The organism is Rhizorhabdus sp. P4_G6 (assembly GCF_056401045.1).
In genome coordinates this window covers 21,008-35,658 of the sequence record NZ_JBFUKC010000025.1, presented here as the reverse complement: position 1 = coordinate 35,658, position 14,651 = coordinate 21,008, and the positions used below count along the sequence as shown (strand labels likewise).

Here is a 14,651-nt window from a genome sequence, read left to right as displayed (position 1 = left end):
CGCGCGGTCCGCACCCATGGCAAGCGCCGTGCGCAGAGTTTCCTGCGCCTTCTGCTCGCCGATCGAGACGGCGACGATTTCCGTCGCGACGCCCTTTTCCTTGAGGCGGATGGCTTCCTCGACGGCGATCTCGTCGAACGGGTTCATCGACATCTTGACGTTGGCCAAGTCGACGCCGGTGCCGTCCATCTTGACCCGCGGCTTCACGTTGTAATCGATCACCCGCTTGACGGGTACGAGTATCTTCATCTCTCGTTCCTTCTCCGGTTTTCGTCATCCCCGGCGGAGGCCGGGATCTCGGGAGGGGCACGGAGGCCTTGCCGCCCGAGATGCCGGCCATTGCCGGCATGACGCATTGGGTTACGCGGCCGCCTTCACCTGGGCGACGATCTTCCGGGCGGCATCGCCGAGGTCGTCGGCGGCGACGATCGGCAAGCCGGAATTGGCGAGAAGATCTTTGCCCTGCTGGACGTTGGTGCCTTCGAGCCGAACGACCAGCGGCACCGACAGGTTCACTTCCTTCGCCGCGGCGATGATGCCCTCTGCGATGATGTCGCAGCGCATGATGCCGCCGAAGATGTTGACGAGAATGCCCTTCACCGCGGGATCGCTCAGGATGATCTTGAACGCGGCGGTGACCTTCTCGGTCGTAGCGCCGCCGCCGACATCGAGGAAGTTCGCGGGGAACATGCCGTTGAGCTTGATGATGTCCATCGTCGCCATGGCGAGGCCGGCGCCGTTGACCATGCAGCCGATGTCGCCGTCCAGCTTGATATAGGCGAGGTCGTACTTCGACGCCTCGATCTCGGCCGGATCCTCCTCGCTCTCGTCGCGCAGCGCGAAGACGTCGGGGTGGCGGTAGAGCGCGTTCGAGTCGAAGCTCACCTTGGCATCGAGCACGAACAGCTTGCCGTCGGTGGTCTCGACCAGAGGATTGACCTCGAGCATCGCCATGTCGGTCGCCATGAAGGCGTTGTACAGCTGCTCGGCGAGCTTGACCGCCTGCTTGTTGAGATCGCCCTTCAGCTTGAGCGCGAATGCCACGGCGCGGCCGTGGTGCGGCTGGAAGCCCTCGACCGGGTCGATGATGATGGTGCGGATCTTCTCAGGGGTGCTGTGCGCCACCTCCTCGATGTCCATGCCGCCTTCGGTCGAGACGATCATGGCGATGCGGCCGGTCTTCCGGTCGACCAGCATCGACAGATAATATTCGGATTTGATGTCGGCGCCGTCGGTGACATACAGGCGATTGACCTGCTTGCCGGCTTCACCTGTCTGAATCGTCACCAGCGTGTTGCCGAGCATGTCCGCGGCGTTGGCGCGGACTTCGTCGACCGACTTGGACAGGCGGACGCCGCCCTTGGCGTCGGGGCCGAGCTCCTTGAACTTGCCCTTGCCACGGCCGCCGGCGTGAATCTGCGCCTTGACCACATAGATCGGTCCGGGAAGCTTTTTCGCGGCTTCGACCGCTTCGTCGACGGTCAGCGCGGCATAGCCGGCCGGGACGGCCGCGCCAAATTTCGCCAACAGCTCTTTGGCCTGGTATTCGTGGATGTTCATGGTCGAGCCTAATCCCTCAGAGTCCGATCAAATCGGCTGGGGCTTAAGCATGAAAGAGCGGCCTTGAAAACCCCGCGCACGGCGATTCGGATGCTGCGCCGCAATATTGATTCTTTGTAGGGCTAAATCAGCTTGCGATCGAGCAGCCGATGCCGGCCTTGAGGACCACCGCGACGATTTCCGGATCGTTCAGCGCCCGCAGCCGATAGACCAGCTCGTCGACGCTCATGCCGCGGACGTCGTGCTTGCCCAGGCCGCCGAGCGATTGCAGCCGCTTGAGCTGCACCAGCGACAGCCGATCGACCATCCTTTCGGCCATGCAGCTGGCCACCGGCGGCCGCAGGCCGGCCTCGATCAGCTTGCTTCGCACGCGCGCCTCGGGCGAGACGGTGGTGCAGGCGGCCAGCGAAAGCGCCGCGATCACGGGCAGCGTTGTAGCGAGGCGGGCGAGTTTCCGGCGGGGCATGCGACGCGCTCCTGAGCTATGTGGCCCGCGACGGGCCTGGCGCTTGTGCGCGGCCCCGCGTTGATCGGCGATGAACGGGTTTGTTGTTGGGACGAATCCGCCCGCGACTCAATCCCGCAATGGCATCCGCGTCACGCTTGCCGGTGGATGATCAGTTCGCGTCGCGTTCGGCGTGCTGGAGATCACCGTCGAGCCGCTGCCTGTACAGCTCCGCCATGGCGCGGTGCGCCGCGCTGGCCGCCTTGTGCGGGGCCTGGAGCGCGCGCTCGCATTCCTGCGCCAGCCGCTCCCGGTAATAGACTATATCCAGATCGGCCATCGGCGCCCCCTGTCCTGCAGGAAGCCGCCATTTGCCGGCCGGCGCATTAGCATGGATCAATGTGTTTGCACTTTTCCGACCATTTTGGCGCGACCGAGAGCTACCCCTCGGTGGTGGATCACCGCTGGTCGTCATCGATCCATTTCCGGACGACGGCCGGCCGATAGGCCTGCATCCGCGCGACCAGCGCTCGCGGTTCCTCCTCCACCATCAGCATCGCACTATGCACGTCGCGAAGGAAGCCGGCGGCCACCACGTCGGCGATGAACCCCGTCAGCTTGTCGTAGAAGCCAGCGATGTTGAGCAGCGCCACCGGCTTGGCATGATCGCCCAGCTGGCCCCAGGTCCAGATCTCGAACAACTCCTCGAACGTGCCGATGCCGCCCGACAGCGCGATGAAGCCGTCGGACAGGTCCGCCATCATAGCCTTGCGCTCGTGCATAGAGCCGGTGACGTGAAGCGCGCTCAGCCCATGATGCGCCACTTCCAGGTCGGCGAGCGCCCGGGGGATCACCCCGGTGGCGCGCACCCCGGCCGCCATCGCGGCGTCGGCGACGATGCCCATCAGCCCGACCCTGCCGCCGCCATAGACCAGGTCGATCCCCGCCTCGCCCAGCGCGGCGCCGAGCGCGCGGGCGGCGTCGGCATGGACGGGATCATGGCCGGGGCTCGATCCGCAGAACACGCACAGCGATCTTATCATCAGCCTTTCACCAGCGCGGTCAGCGGCATCGGTCCGTCGCCCAGGCTCAGGGCGACGCGGTCCGCGAAGCCCAGCGTCATGCGGTGGAAGCGGGCGATCAGCTCCGAGTCCATCGTGTATAGCGATTCGAGCATCCGGTAGCTGTCCGCAGCCGGCGTGTCGCGCATCATGCGGTGCGCGAAGCGGCGATAATAATCGCGGCGCGCCCAGCTCTTCGCGGCGTGGGCATGCAGCATGTGGTGAAGCGCCGCGCCCGACCAGTCCTGCGCCCCTGCTACCAGCAGCGCGGTGCGCGCGGCGTCGGCGAGCGAATTGCCGCTGACCGGGTGGAACAGCCCCGCGCGCAGGCCGACCTTGGCGACGCCCTCGCCGCCCGACCGCCAATAATTCTCGAAGTCGCCGCCCAGCACCACCGGCACGACGCCGGCCTGGCCGCGTTCCGATCCGCGGATGCGCCAGCCGAAACGGGCGGCGTGGTTGACGATGCGCTGGCCATGGTCGGCCATATCGAGCCCGGGATGCGATTCGAAGCGGACGTCTTCGATGAACAGCCGGTCGTTCTCGATCGGCAGCATCGTCATATATTGGAAGCCGTCTGCGGGATCGGCGGCGGCGTCGATCAGGGTGGCGCGGCGTACGCTGTGCGGCCCGTCGAGCATGAGTTCATAGCCGACGAACTTGCGCCAGTGCAGGTCGAGCAGCGACAGGTCCGCGGGGCCGCGCGCGTCGATCACGCCATGCGCGGCGATCATGGTGCCGTCCTCCAGCACGACGCTGTCCGGGGTGATCGCGGTGGCGCGGCGGCCGGCCAGGATGCTTTCCGCCGGCATCGCCGCGCGCAGCGTCTTGTCGAACTGATCCGATCGGATGCTGTAGAAGGGTTGCGGCAGCGCCCGCTTGTAGCGCGGGAACACCACTGCGAACTCGCGCCAGCCATAGGTGACGAGCGGCTGGAGCAGCGCCTTTTCCGGCTCCCCCACATCACTGTCGATGAACGACCAGAGTTGATTGCCGCCCAGGCCGGGCGCGGCGTCGATGAGCAGGATCCGGCGGTCGGGTTGGGCGCGGCGCGCCGCCAGCGCGATCAGGCCGCCCGAAAGGCCGCCGCCGACAATGGCGAGATCGCAGGCAACACCGGTCATGCGCGCTTTATAGCTGCGCTGCACCATGACGCCAGCCTGCTAACGGGGGTTTCGCCCGGCGCTCTCTTTCGTTACCATTGTTCACATCCCCGGGGAGCCCCCGCCGTCGAAAATCTATTCGGCGGAAATTCGGAACAAGGGCTGAGAGGCGGCGCTGCAACGCCCGCGACCCGCTGAACCTGATCCGGCTCGCACCGGCGTAGGGAGGGAATGTCGTGCGCGACTTTTCTTCCTGACATCCGCGGGCCTCAATGGAGAGACGCGCCATGGCTGATATTCCCGCCCGCACCGAAATGAAGGTCACGACCGGGCCGATTCGCGGATCGCGCAAGATCCACGTCGAAGGGCCGCAGGGCGTGAAGGTGGCGATGCGCGAGATCGCGCTGGAGCCGTCGTCGGGCGAGCCGCCGGTGCGCGTCTACGACTGCTCCGGTCCCTATACCGACGACAATGCCCGCATCGATATCATGGCCGGCCTGCCGGCGCTTCGCCGCGACTGGATCATCGGCCGTGGCGATGTCGAGGATTATGAAGGCCGCGGCATCAAGCCCGAGGACAACGGCCTCAAGGGCCCGGACCGCTCGGGCGGCGTCACGCCCTTTCCGAACGTCGTGCAGCGGCCGCTGCGCGCCAAGGCCGGCCACAATGTCAGCCAGATGCACTATGCCCGCCGCGGCATCATCACCCCCGAGATGGAATATGTCGCGATCCGCGAGAATATCGGCCGCGCCGCGCTGAAGGAGAAGCTGGCCCGCGACGGCGAGGATTTCGGCGCGTCGATCCCCGATTATGTCACGCCCGAGTTCGTCCGCGAGGAGGTCGCCCGCGGACGCGCGATCATCCCGAGCAACATCAACCATCCCGAGAGCGAGCCGATGGCGATCGGCCGCAACTTCCTGGTCAAGATCAACGCCAATATCGGCAATTCGGCGGTGGCCTCCGACGTCGCCTCCGAGGTCGACAAGATGGTCTGGTCGATCCGCTGGGGCGCCGACACGGTCATGGACCTGTCGACCGGCCGCAACATCCACGACACCCGCGAGTGGATCCTGCGCAACAGCCCGGTGCCGATCGGCACGGTGCCGATCTACCAGGCGCTCGAGAAGGTCAACGGCGTCGCCGAGGACCTGACCTGGGAGATCTTCCGCGACACGCTGATCGAGCAGGCCGAGCAGGGCGTCGACTATTTCACCATCCACGCCGGCGTCCGCCTGCCGTTCATCCCGATGACCGCCAAGCGCGTCACCGGCATCGTCAGCCGCGGCGGATCGATCATGGCGAAATGGTGCCTGAGCCACCACAAGGAGAGCTTCCTCTACGAGCGCTTCGAGGAAATCTGCGAGATCATGAAGGCCTATGACGTCGCCTTCTCGCTGGGCGACGGCCTGCGCCCCGGCTCGATCGCCGACGCCAATGACGAGGCGCAGTTCAGCGAGCTCAAGACTCTGGGCGAGCTGACCCAGATCGCCTGGAAGCACGACGTGCAGGTGATGATCGAGGGCCCCGGCCATGTGCCGATGCACAAGATCAAGGCCAACATGGACAAGCAGCTCGAAGCCTGTGGCGAGGCGCCCTTCTACACGCTTGGGCCGCTGACCACCGACATCGCGCCGGGCTATGACCATATCACCAGCGCGATCGGCGCGGCGATGATCGGCTGGTTCGGCACGGCGATGCTCTGCTACGTCACGCCGAAGGAGCATCTGGGGCTGCCCGACCGCGACGACGTCAAGGTCGGCGTCGTCACCTACAAGCTCGCCGCCCACGCCGCCGACCTCGCCAAGGGTCACCCCGCCGCCAAGGTCCGCGACGACGCGCTCAGCCGCGCCCGCTTCGAATTCCGTTGGCGCGACCAGTTCAACCTGTCGCTCGATCCCGACACCGCCGAGCAATATCACGACCAGACGCTGCCGGCCGAAGGCGCCAAGACCGCCCATTTCTGCTCGATGTGCGGGCCGAAATTCTGCTCGATGAAGATCACCCAGGAAGTGCGGGATTTCGCGGCGAAGCAGAATGCGCCGGCGAACACCTTCATCGCTGCCGGTGAGGCCGAGGCGGGAATGGCGCAGATGAGCGAGGTGTTCCGCGAGAAGGGCGGGGAGATTTATCTGCCGGCGGCGGAGTGAACGTCGCTTTGCCTGGGGCCTGATCGTTTGAGGTGGAAGCGCTACGCTTCCACCGGGAGCGTGAATCGGCCGTTCTTGCTGGTTCAGGGTCGTGCGCTCGCCGCTCCGGTAAGCTTCGCACGGCGGCGGCGCACGCTTGCGCCGACGAAGCCCAGGCCGACGATCATCATCGCCCATGTCGACATTTCCGGAACGGCGGGCGCTGCACTGTAGCTGATCTGATAGGGCGAGTTGAGCTCGGGCGCGCGTCCCGCCAGGGCAGGAGCGAAGTCGCCGTCGAGCCGGTTGGCGTGACATGGTCCACGGCCGTGGCCGATAGGATGGTGTCGTCGAGCGCGAACTTGTCGAAGGCGAGATCGGACGGGAATGCGACGGTGTTGGTGCCCAGATGTATTTCCAAATTCTCGATATTATCTTCGCTATGGATGAGAACTTCGGTCCCCTTGTAGCTCAGGACAAGGTCGATATCGCTGAAGCGGATCCCCGGCTCGCTGATCGATAGCGCAAAGAACGGAAAGATGGACGAGGCGAGGAGGGTCGTGAAAACGCCGTTCGTCCCCGTCAGGCTGTAGGTGAATGATCTCCAGCCTGGAGCGTCGTGCTCAACGGATCATCGCTTCCGGGGGCCAGGCTCGCGACGCCATTGCCGAAATAGAGGACATCGAAGCTGTAGCTGGCCGCCGAGGCCGGGACGGTACCGCAGGCGCAATAGGCAGCGGCCAATAGGGACGGCAGCAGTGTCTTCCGTGATCCAAGCATGATGATCTCCCTGCTAGAACCCCGCAGACCGCCCGGAAAAGGCCCAACGCACGATTGCGGGAAAGCGGCCCACGCTTCGCCCGGTAAATGGCGGCGGTTCATTGTGGTCCCGGGGACGCATCGTCGGCGTGCCCTCGCCATCGAAGCCCCCGGCGGGCAGATGGCTACTCCACCACTCGTCATCCCGGACCTGATCCGGGATCTCGCTTTTCTATGTCCACCTGCAGGTTGCCAGCGCGTCAGGGCCAGTGAGATCCCGGATCAAGTCCGGGATGACCTTGGGGAGGGGGGACGGGATGACGGTGATATTCGGGGACACCCGCGGACATTATACTCAACAATGATATCGGCACTGCGCTAGCTCTAGCGCCTGCGCGTGACCTTTCCCGTTCACCGGGTAAACGGCCGACGTTCGCTGTTAATCTGGCGTGACCACCAGCCCTGAGGTCGCCGCTAAATGATCGTGATAGACTTATAGTTCTTCTTTTGTTCTTGACATTTCTCTCCCTCTCTGCGACGATCAATGCTTCGCGGATATGCTGCCGGTCGCCCACTTCAGCAGTGGATAAGTCCGGCGCGATTAATCTTCGAATCACGCTCATCACAGCACCTCACCGCCGTGTTCCGCGCAGGCTGGAAGGGTGCGTCCCGTGGAATGGAGAAGAATATGGGGGCCATGTTTCGCAAGAAATCGGTGCCAGCCGCCGGGCTGGCCAATGCACAGCGGACACCGATCGGGCAATTTCAGCCAGCCGAAGCCGCTGACTGGAAGATCCCTCGTCCGAACTTCGTCGAATCCATGATACCAATCGCAGGTCCGCTCTGGGAGGCAGCGGCCGATGTTCAAGACGGAAACTATGGCGGTGCCGCATTCAACGGCGTCATGGCGGTCGCAGATGCGCTGCCGGTCTCCCCCGCGATCAAGCTGGTCAGGCTCATGGGCAAACTTCGAACCGCAGGAAAGCTGAGGCGATATGAGGAGGGGCTTGCAAGCGCCAAAGCAATGCAAACGCGGTACAAGAGCCTGGAGCTAACGCAGGCCGGGCAGGAATTGCATCATACTATCCCGCATCGGTATGCTGGCGTAGGCCGCACGACCAAAAGCGCGATCAATCACCCGGCGCTCCTGAAGCCGATGGACAAGGCGATGCACCGCCGCCTCACTGGTGCCTGGAAGGGAGAGCCGGAGTTTAATTCTCTGCAAAAGCTCTGGCATGGCACGACCGACCTCCAGAAGACGGCACCGGTGGGAGTGACAGGATATGCGGCCGACGCCTGGGAAAATCTTCACCAGCCTTTGCCACCAGGCGAGCGCGAGAGGCGCCGCCGCTAAGGGCTGCGTCACCGCGTGTCGCTCCACCCTCTTGCCGTAACGATTGTGAGCGGGTATGTTCTCCATTCGTTCCAGCGGAGGCGCGGCATGTCACTGATCAAGACAACCGAGGAGAGCTTTGAGTTTCCAGTGCTCGGCTTCACCTCAGATGGGGATTTCTGCGGATTCCCCGACATGGACATCCTGACGATCGCGGCTCCGGCGATGATCAAGCGCGGCATGCACGAAGGCATGCTGCTTATCGACAATGGAAATAACCAGTGGGTCGTCCGATCGGTTCGAACCAAGGGCAGGGCCGCGCGCTGGACGTTGTTGGGGATTCTCCTGTACTTGCCGCCGTCCTGGCGTGTCGAACATGAGCTCGAGAAGCTCCCGCCGCTGTCGCTGGATGAGATCAAGGACCGGACCTGCGCCGCCGTGCGCGTCAGCTGGTATGACGGTTATGAGGCGGATGGCCAGGAGGATGAGTTCGAGGCGCTGCTCGACCAGGTGCGATCGGCCCGCGATGTCGCGCATATCTATCAAGTCCTCGGCATTGACGAGTTCGCGGGCTTGTGAAACGGCCTTATGATCGTCGCGACTGGGTGCTGACGTAAGTTCTTCTTTTGTTCTTATCCCAAATCGCGTAGGGAGTCGAACGAAGGAGAAACGCCATGACCCTGCGCCGGCCCTTTGACGATAGCGACGAGCTTGTCCTCCACCGCCTGTTCTTCGCGCTGATGCCGAGCGCGGAGGCGGTCGCGGAGATCGCCGCGGTGCGCGACGGGATCGGCGTGGCGCGCAGCCATGTCGCCGATGACCGGCTGCAGATGACGCTGTTTGCGCTCGACCTGCCGATGACGCCGCCGCCGGGGCTGGTCGCGGCGATGGGGACGGCGGCCGCGACTCTGGCAGGGCCGGGGCTGCGGATCGTGCTGCAGGAGGTGGTGAGCAACGGCCATGTCACTTGCCTCAAGCCGGGCGATCACATGCCGGTGCTCAAGGCGTTCCAGCAGAAGCTCGCGCTGACAATGGCCGACGCCGGGGTGTGGCCCAATCGCGGCTTCCGCTTCGATCCGCATGTTACCCTGGCCTATGGGCAGGAGGAAAGCTTCCGCCGCCCGGTCTGGCCGATCAGCTGGCGCGCCGGCGAGTTCGTGCTGGTCCACAGCCTGGTCGGGCTGACCGAGCATGTCCCGCTGGGGCGCTGGGCGCTGGCGGGCTGAGGCCGCCATAGGTTCGCCGCTCGCACCAAAGAATCGTTCGAATACCGGAACTTACCAAACGCCGTCATTCCCGCGAAAGCTGGAATCTCTCTGCGCTGACATGTCGAGGAAAGGGTCAGGAGAGATCCCAGCGTTCGCTGGGATGACGAAAACGAGGGGGGTGGGATCTCTCCTCAAGCGCCGCGTCAGGCGGGATCCCCCATTCGCACCGCTCTGGACGCCGCGCTCGATACGCGACACACTCCCGCGATAGACTTTCGATCGGGGGATTGAAGGAATGACGTTCGACCGGCGCGCCATGCTCGCGCTGCTGCCCGCGCTGGCGCTCGCCGGCCGCCTGTCCGCGCAGGAGCCCGCGCCGGGCATTCCGGGGCAGGCCGGCTTCCAGGCGGAGCTTGCGCCATTCTGGGATCAGCTGGCGATGCTGCCCAGCATCCGCGTGCCGGCGAGCGGCGGGCCCTCGGCCGGCATCTGCTACATGTTCACCAACAAGGACTGCGCGGTCTGCCAGCTTGTTCACAAGGAATATCCGCGCGGCTTCCGCCATATCGAGATGCGCTACATCATCTATCCCTGGCCGGGCGAACCCTATCGCGAACTCAACTACATGTACCGGCCCGAGACCACGCCCGCCGACTATGAGACCTATATGGCACACAGGCTGGCGGCGCAGTCTTCGTCCGACAGCAGCGCGCAGGTCGACCTGGTGACGGCGGTCGCGGCCGACATGGCGCATGCGCTGATCGAGGGCGACAGCTTCGGCACCCCCTTCTTCTTCCACGCGCTGCCCGGTGCGACGCCGGGCAGCCTGCTGTTCAGCGCCGGCGACATCGTCGCGATGGCGCCGCTGCTCGACCGGGGAGCGTAGGGGCGATTTGTCAGGCCGTCAGGCGGCCCCGATGTCGGGCAGCGACCAGTCGATCGGCGGCAGGCCCCGCGCCTCCAGGAAGGCGTTGGCCTTCGAGAAGTGGCGGCAGCCGAAGAAGCCGTTGTGCGCGGACAGCGGCGAGGGGTGCGCGGCATTGAGCACGAGATGGCGGCCGCCCCGGTCGGTCGAGTCGACGAATGCCGCCTTCTTCTGGGCGTAGCTGCCCCACAGCATGAACACGACCGGCTCGGCCCTGGCGTTGACGAGGCGGACGATCGCGTCGGTGAACCTCTCCCAGCCGCGGTCGCGGTGCGAGGCAGCGACGCCCATCTCGACGGTCAGTACGCTGTTGAGCAGCAAGACGCCCTGCCGCGCCCAATGTTCGAGAAAGCCGTGGCCGGGACGCGGCAGGCCGAGGTCGCCGTGCAGCTCCTTGTAGATGTTGACCAGGCTCGGCGGCGGGCGGACGCCGGGGCGCACGCTGAAGCACAGCCCATGCGCCTGGCCCTCGCCATGATAGGGGTCCTGCCCGAGGATCACGACGCGGACCTTGTCGAGCGGCGTCAGATCGAGCGCGCGGAACCACTCGCCGCCGGCCGGGAAGATGCGCTTGCCGCCCGCGCGCTCGCCGGTGAGGAAGGCCTTGAGCGCGGCCATATAGGGGGCGGCGAACTCGTCGGCGAGCGGGGTCTTCCAGCTGTCGTGGAGCTTGATGTCGGGCATGGCGGATGTTTGGCGCAGGACGGCGGTTCCGACAACTGCCGATCGTCACCCCCGCGCCATGATCGGCAGGATGTCGACCGGCGCGCTGTTGTGGCGCAATTCGACGGTGATGCGCGGATCGCGGTTTTCGGCGGTGCCGATCGGGCTGCCCTGGATCACCTGCTGGCCGACCCGGACGCCGAGCCCGGCCAGGCCGGTGATCAGCGTCGCCCAGCCATTGTCATGATCGATGATGACGATCCCGCGATAGCCGCGGAACGGGCCGGCATAGGCGATCCGCCCAACCGCGGGCGATACGACCTGCGCGCCGCGCGCCGGGGCGAGGGTCAGTCCCTTGGCGCGCACCCCCGACTGGGAGATCTCGCCCATACCGGCGACGAGCCTGCCGAGCACCGGCAGTCGGTAGGAGGGCGGTGCGTTCGCCGCCGCCGCCAGCGCGGCGAGCTCTGCGGGCGGCGGCGGCGCCTGGCCGGGGATCGGCGGGCGCAGCCGGGGGCCGGGCAGGCTCGCCAGCCGCATGCGGATGTCAGCCTGGTCGCCGAGGTCGGCGATCAGCTGGGTGATGTCGCGCGCCTTCTCGCCCATCGCGATCACCCGGTCCTGCTCGGCCATCGCATCGTCGATCAGGCCCTGCGAGCGCCGGCGCTGGTCGGCCTCGAGCCGGGCGAGCGCGTGGCGATCGGTCTCGAGCTGCCGCTGCTGATGGCGCAGCTCGGCCACGGCCTGCTCCGCCTGGCGGCGCAGCGCATCCCCGCGCGCCACTTCGGCGCGCAGGCCGGCGGTCCGGGCGCGGATCTCGGGCAGCGTCGAGCCGAGCAGCGCGCGGACATGGACCATGTCGTCCACCGAGCCCGGCTGGACCAGGGCCAGCGCGGCCGGGCGGCGCGCCATCGTCTGGAGCGCTGCGGTCAGCCGTACGATCGGCCCCTGCCGTTCGGCGAGCCGCGCCCGCTGCGCCGCGCGCAGCCGATCGACGATGACGACCTGCGCCTGCGCGGCGGCGATGCGCGCTTCGGAGGCCTGGATCGCGGCGGCGGCGGCGGCCTGCTCGGCCTGGGCGCGGTCGGCGGCGCGGGAAATCGCCTTTGCCTGGTGCTCGAGCCGTGCGGCGCGGCGCTCGGCGGCGGCCGCGTCGCGCCGTGCCGAGAGCAGCGCGCGCTGCTGCTCGACGACCATCGGATCGCGATCGACGGCCGGGGCGCTGGCGGCGCAGGCCATCATCGCAGCGGCTGCCAGGATGGCGATGGCGCGCGTGCGCATCACCCTTCCCGATGATAGGGATGGCCGGCCAGGATGCTGGTCGCGCGCCACAGCTGCTCCGCCAGCATGGCGCGGGCGAGCATGTGCGGCCAGGTCGCCTTGCCGAAGGCGAACAGCAGGTCGGCATCGCGGCGCTGGTCTTCGCCGAAGCCGTCCGCGGCCCCGATCAGGAAGCGTATCTCGCGGACGCCATCGTCGCGCCAGCGACCCAGCTTTTCGGCAAAGGCCATCGATCCCAGCTGCTCGCCCTTTTCGTCGAGCATGACCAGCATGGTGCCGGGATCGCGCGGCGGCAGCTTGCCGCCGGTGTCGGGCAGTTCGGTGATGCGGGTCGGCCAGGCGATCCGCTTCAGGTAGCGGGCGACCAGCTCGGCCTCGGGGCTGCGGCCGATCCTGCCCCGGGCGACGATGTGCAGCAGCAATGCTTTCCCGGCCCCCGCCTGCTGCCGCTATGTCAGGCCTGGGCCGCCAGCGGCGCGGCGGGCGCGTCGCCGAAATTCCACATCCGCTCGAGATTGTAGAAGCTGCGGACTTCGGGGCGGAACAGGTGGACGATCACGTCGCCCGCGTCGATCAGCACCCAGTCTGCGGTTGGCAGGCCTTCGATGCGGACGCTCTTGCCGGTTTCGCTCTTGATCTTGTCGGCAAGCTTCGTCGCCATCGAGGCGACCTGGCGCGTCGAACGGCCCGAAGCGATCACCATGTGATCGGCGATGGACGACTTGCCCGCGAGCGGGATCGTCACGGTCTCGACAGCCTGGTCGTCGTCGAGAGATTTCAGCACGAGCTCGTGGAGCTTTGCTGAAGGGTCTTGGGCGGTCAAATTACCTCCTCATGGAAGCGGCTGGCGCGTCAAACGATCGCGCAAGCCTGTGTTGCTGTAGGAAAGATGCCAGCTAGGGTCCTTGGCCCGGAGCCGCGTTGCGGAACCGCGATCAGGATAAAAGTGCAGCAGCACGAGCGCTGGCGGTCTCCATGCCGTCCACTCCTTCGCCTTGGCCACGGGCCGGACGAAACGCCGTAACCAGCCCATCGACCTTGAGGCCCGGGCACCACCATCATAGCCCGGCCGGGCGACAACGGCAATGGCGACGCTGCGCGATATGCCGCGCCAATCATGCCACCGGTCGAATTGCGCCAGATTGTCGGCGCCCATGATCCAGATGAAGCGGCGGTTGGGATAGCGGCGGACCAGCGCGCGCAGCGTATCGGCGGTGTAGCGGGTGCCGAGCCGTGCCTCGATGGCGGTCGGCCGGATCGGTGCGCGGCGGGCCATGCGCTCCGCCGAGCCGAGCCGCGCCGGCAGCGAAGCCATGTCCGACGCCCCCGCCTTCAGCGGATTGCCGGGCGACACCAGCCACCACATCTCCGCCAGCCCCAGCGCGCGAACCGCGAACAGGCTGATATGCCTGTGGCTGTAATGCGCGGGATTGAAGCTGCCGCCGAGCAGGCCGGTTGGAATCATAGCGCCGCTCTAGCGGGTGGCGATATGTTCGGGAAGCCCGGCACCTTGCGTGTAGAGCGCGTTATAATCTCCCGAGATCCCGGCCTCCGCCGGGATGACGGTCTGGAGGTCAAGGCGGCGGCCTGAACGGCAGCAGCGCTTCATATCGCTCAAGTCCCGGCTTTCCCGGCCGGGCGACGCCGCGCCGCAGCAGGAAGGCATCGGCGACGATCTCGGCCTGCTGCTCGATGCCGTAGCGGGCGAACGGCCGGCCCGGCATCAGCCTGTAGGCGTAACGGCAGAAGGGATGGCGCATCAGCGGCAGATACCATCGCCCGCGCTGCTGCGCCTGCCAGACATGGGTCATCTCATGGACGAAGAGTGCCTGCATCGCCAGGCTCTCCGAGGCATAGCAGGCACGGAACAGCCCGCCACCAGGATGGCACCAGATCGCGCCGTCGGGCGCCATCAAGGTGCTCCTGGGCTGGAACGGCCACCAGCGTGCGTTGTGGACGACCGCGCGGTCGATATCGATCGCGTCGCCGAACATCGAGCGGACGAGCGCATGTTCGGCGGAGGTGAGAGGACGTGCGGTCATCCGCCCCATATAGTGCGCCCCGATGCGAGGAGGAGGAGGAGGAGGAGGAGGGAACATCGCCTGCCGCCCGCGCTTCATTCCCAATTCACCCCGGCTTGGGCATAAGCGCGGTTGCAACGACAGAATTGGAACCGCATGCGCCCGC

At 66.3% G+C, this 14,651-nt stretch carries 18 protein-coding genes, 1 pseudogene and 1 riboswitch; of the genes and pseudogenes, 5 read left to right on the top strand and 14 right to left on the bottom strand.

The genetic code is table 11. The features are described from left to right. From AC1DPF_RS17295 to crtY, 6 genes are all read right to left on the bottom strand, one after another. Positions 1-249: electron transfer flavoprotein subunit beta/FixA family protein (locus AC1DPF_RS17295; RefSeq protein ID WP_477962584.1), on the bottom strand; the 249-nt coding region annotated here is incomplete at its 3' end. A 111-nt stretch (positions 250-360) separates the two neighbouring features. Then, positions 361-1,560 (bottom strand): ADP-forming succinate--CoA ligase subunit beta, encoded by a 1,200-nt coding sequence (sucC, locus tag AC1DPF_RS17290; protein WP_477871454.1) that lies wholly within the window; start codon positions 1,558-1,560, stop codon positions 361-363. 127 nt (positions 1,561-1,687) lie between these two features. Beyond that, the gene (locus AC1DPF_RS17285) at positions 1,688-2,026 is read right to left on the bottom strand and encodes a hypothetical protein (RefSeq protein WP_477871452.1); all 339 of its coding nucleotides are present in this window, start codon (positions 2,024-2,026) and stop codon (positions 1,688-1,690) included. Between the two features lie 151 nt (positions 2,027-2,177). Continuing rightward, a complete protein-coding gene (locus AC1DPF_RS17280; protein ID WP_477871450.1) occupies positions 2,178-2,345 on the bottom strand; it encodes a hypothetical protein in 168 nt (55 codons plus the stop codon). A gap of 118 nt (positions 2,346-2,463) precedes the next feature. Then, a complete protein-coding gene (locus AC1DPF_RS17275) occupies positions 2,464-3,048 on the bottom strand; it encodes an LOG family protein (RefSeq protein WP_477871448.1) in 585 nt (194 codons plus the stop codon). Then, the gene (gene crtY, locus AC1DPF_RS17270) at positions 3,048-4,217 is read right to left on the bottom strand and encodes a lycopene beta-cyclase CrtY (RefSeq protein ID WP_477962582.1); all 1,170 of its coding nucleotides are present in this window, start codon (positions 4,215-4,217) and stop codon (positions 3,048-3,050) included. Before crtY ends, AC1DPF_RS17275 begins: the two co-directional genes overlap by 1 nt. Positions 4,218-4,270: 53 nt before the next feature. Then, positions 4,271-4,413: riboswitch (TPP riboswitch) on the top strand. A 43-nt stretch (positions 4,414-4,456) separates the two neighbouring features. On the opposite strand from crtY, the gene thiC reads away from it, so the two are divergent. Next, positions 4,457-6,316 (top strand): phosphomethylpyrimidine synthase ThiC, encoded by a 1,860-nt coding sequence (gene thiC, locus AC1DPF_RS17265; RefSeq protein WP_477962580.1) that lies wholly within the window; start codon positions 4,457-4,459, stop codon positions 6,314-6,316. 83 nt (positions 6,317-6,399) lie between these two features. Here thiC and AC1DPF_RS17260 read toward each other — a convergent pair. Both AC1DPF_RS17260 and AC1DPF_RS17255 read right to left on the bottom strand, forming a co-directional pair. Continuing rightward, positions 6,400-6,513, bottom strand: a pseudogene (locus AC1DPF_RS17260) (PEPxxWA-CTERM sorting domain-containing protein); the annotation flags it as partial. A gap of 364 nt (positions 6,514-6,877) precedes the next feature. Continuing rightward, positions 6,878-7,075 (bottom strand): hypothetical protein, encoded by a 198-nt coding sequence (locus tag AC1DPF_RS17255; RefSeq protein ID WP_477871442.1) that lies wholly within the window; start codon positions 7,073-7,075, stop codon positions 6,878-6,880. Positions 7,076-7,742: 667 nt separating this feature from the next. Here AC1DPF_RS17255 and AC1DPF_RS17250 point away from each other — a divergent pair. The 4 genes from AC1DPF_RS17250 to AC1DPF_RS17235 all read left to right on the top strand — a co-directional run bounded on the left by AC1DPF_RS17250 (position 7,743) and on the right by AC1DPF_RS17235 (position 10,481). Next, positions 7,743-8,408: a hypothetical protein gene (locus tag AC1DPF_RS17250; protein WP_477962578.1), complete on the top strand. Its 666-nt coding sequence runs from the start codon at positions 7,743-7,745 to the stop codon at positions 8,406-8,408. Between the two features lie 87 nt (positions 8,409-8,495). Beyond that, positions 8,496-8,966: a hypothetical protein gene (locus AC1DPF_RS17245; RefSeq protein WP_477873276.1), complete on the top strand. Its 471-nt coding sequence runs from the start codon at positions 8,496-8,498 to the stop codon at positions 8,964-8,966. 95 nt (positions 8,967-9,061) lie between these two features. Then, positions 9,062-9,613, top strand: coding sequence for a 2'-5' RNA ligase family protein (locus AC1DPF_RS17240; RefSeq protein WP_477962576.1), 552 nt, complete (start codon positions 9,062-9,064; stop codon positions 9,611-9,613). A gap of 277 nt (positions 9,614-9,890) precedes the next feature. Continuing rightward, positions 9,891-10,481 carry a permease gene (locus tag AC1DPF_RS17235; protein WP_477873272.1) on the top strand — a complete coding sequence of 197 codons (591 nt, stop codon included), beginning with the start codon at positions 9,891-9,893 and terminating at the stop codon, positions 10,479-10,481. Positions 10,482-10,499: 18 nt separating this feature from the next. Here the strand turns inward: AC1DPF_RS17235 and ung are convergent, their stop codons facing one another. The 6 genes from ung to AC1DPF_RS17205 all read right to left on the bottom strand — a co-directional run bounded on the left by ung (position 10,500) and on the right by AC1DPF_RS17205 (position 14,506). Further along, complete coding sequence (gene ung, locus AC1DPF_RS17230) at positions 10,500-11,204, bottom strand: uracil-DNA glycosylase (protein WP_477962574.1); 705 nt, start codon at positions 11,202-11,204, stop codon at positions 10,500-10,502. A gap of 45 nt (positions 11,205-11,249) precedes the next feature. Beyond that, positions 11,250-12,464 (bottom strand): murein hydrolase activator EnvC family protein, encoded by a 1,215-nt coding sequence (locus AC1DPF_RS17225; RefSeq protein ID WP_477962572.1) that lies wholly within the window; start codon positions 12,462-12,464, stop codon positions 11,250-11,252. After that, the gene (locus AC1DPF_RS17220) at positions 12,464-12,886 is read right to left on the bottom strand and encodes a 23S rRNA (pseudouridine(1915)-N(3))-methyltransferase RlmH (protein ID WP_477873266.1); all 423 of its coding nucleotides are present in this window, start codon (positions 12,884-12,886) and stop codon (positions 12,464-12,466) included. The genes AC1DPF_RS17225 and AC1DPF_RS17220 overlap by 1 nt, the downstream gene beginning before the upstream one ends. A gap of 32 nt (positions 12,887-12,918) precedes the next feature. Next, entirely contained in the window at positions 12,919-13,287 is a 369-nt protein-coding gene (rsfS, locus tag AC1DPF_RS17215) for a ribosome silencing factor (RefSeq protein ID WP_477873264.1), read from the bottom strand. A gap of 9 nt (positions 13,288-13,296) precedes the next feature. Next, positions 13,297-13,929: a nicotinate-nucleotide adenylyltransferase gene (locus tag AC1DPF_RS17210; RefSeq protein WP_477873262.1), complete on the bottom strand. Its 633-nt coding sequence runs from the start codon at positions 13,927-13,929 to the stop codon at positions 13,297-13,299. Between the two features lie 109 nt (positions 13,930-14,038). Beyond that, complete coding sequence (locus AC1DPF_RS17205; RefSeq protein ID WP_477962570.1) at positions 14,039-14,506, bottom strand: vgr related protein; 468 nt, start codon at positions 14,504-14,506, stop codon at positions 14,039-14,041. Positions 14,507-14,651 lie beyond the last annotated feature (145 nt).

What these genes read in the sequence shown, in the direction of transcription:
- AC1DPF_RS17275 (WP_477871448.1), bottom strand. Translation starts at nt 3,048, where the DNA reads ATGATAAGATCGCTGTGCGTGTTCTGCGGATCGAGCCCCGGCCATGAT.
- AC1DPF_RS17235 (WP_477873272.1), top strand. Translation starts at nt 9,891, where the DNA reads ATGACGTTCGACCGGCGCGCCATGCTCGCGCTGCTGCCCGCGCTGGCG.
- AC1DPF_RS17280 (WP_477871450.1), bottom strand. Translation starts at nt 2,345, where the DNA reads ATGGCCGATCTGGATATAGTCTATTACCGGGAGCGGCTGGCGCAGGAA.
- AC1DPF_RS17240 (WP_477962576.1), top strand. Translation starts at nt 9,062, where the DNA reads ATGACCCTGCGCCGGCCCTTTGACGATAGCGACGAGCTTGTCCTCCAC.
- crtY (WP_477962582.1), bottom strand. Translation starts at nt 4,217, where the DNA reads ATGGTGCAGCGCAGCTATAAAGCGCGCATGACCGGTGTTGCCTGCGAT.
- AC1DPF_RS17245 (WP_477873276.1), top strand. Translation starts at nt 8,496, where the DNA reads ATGTCACTGATCAAGACAACCGAGGAGAGCTTTGAGTTTCCAGTGCTC.
- AC1DPF_RS17225 (WP_477962572.1), bottom strand. Translation starts at nt 12,464, where the DNA reads ATGCGCACGCGCGCCATCGCCATCCTGGCAGCCGCTGCGATGATGGCC.
- AC1DPF_RS17250 (WP_477962578.1), top strand. Translation starts at nt 7,743, where the DNA reads ATGGGGGCCATGTTTCGCAAGAAATCGGTGCCAGCCGCCGGGCTGGCC.
- thiC (WP_477962580.1), top strand. Translation starts at nt 4,457, where the DNA reads ATGGCTGATATTCCCGCCCGCACCGAAATGAAGGTCACGACCGGGCCG.
- sucC (WP_477871454.1), bottom strand. Translation starts at nt 1,560, where the DNA reads ATGAACATCCACGAATACCAGGCCAAAGAGCTGTTGGCGAAATTTGGC.
- AC1DPF_RS17205 (WP_477962570.1), bottom strand. Translation starts at nt 14,506, where the DNA reads ATGACCGCACGTCCTCTCACCTCCGCCGAACATGCGCTCGTCCGCTCG.
- AC1DPF_RS17255 (WP_477871442.1), bottom strand. Translation starts at nt 7,075, where the DNA reads ATGCTTGGATCACGGAAGACACTGCTGCCGTCCCTATTGGCCGCTGCC.
- AC1DPF_RS17285 (WP_477871452.1), bottom strand. Translation starts at nt 2,026, where the DNA reads ATGCCCCGCCGGAAACTCGCCCGCCTCGCTACAACGCTGCCCGTGATC.
- ung (WP_477962574.1), bottom strand. Translation starts at nt 11,204, where the DNA reads ATGCCCGACATCAAGCTCCACGACAGCTGGAAGACCCCGCTCGCCGAC.
- AC1DPF_RS17210 (WP_477873262.1), bottom strand. Translation starts at nt 13,929, where the DNA reads ATGATTCCAACCGGCCTGCTCGGCGGCAGCTTCAATCCCGCGCATTAC.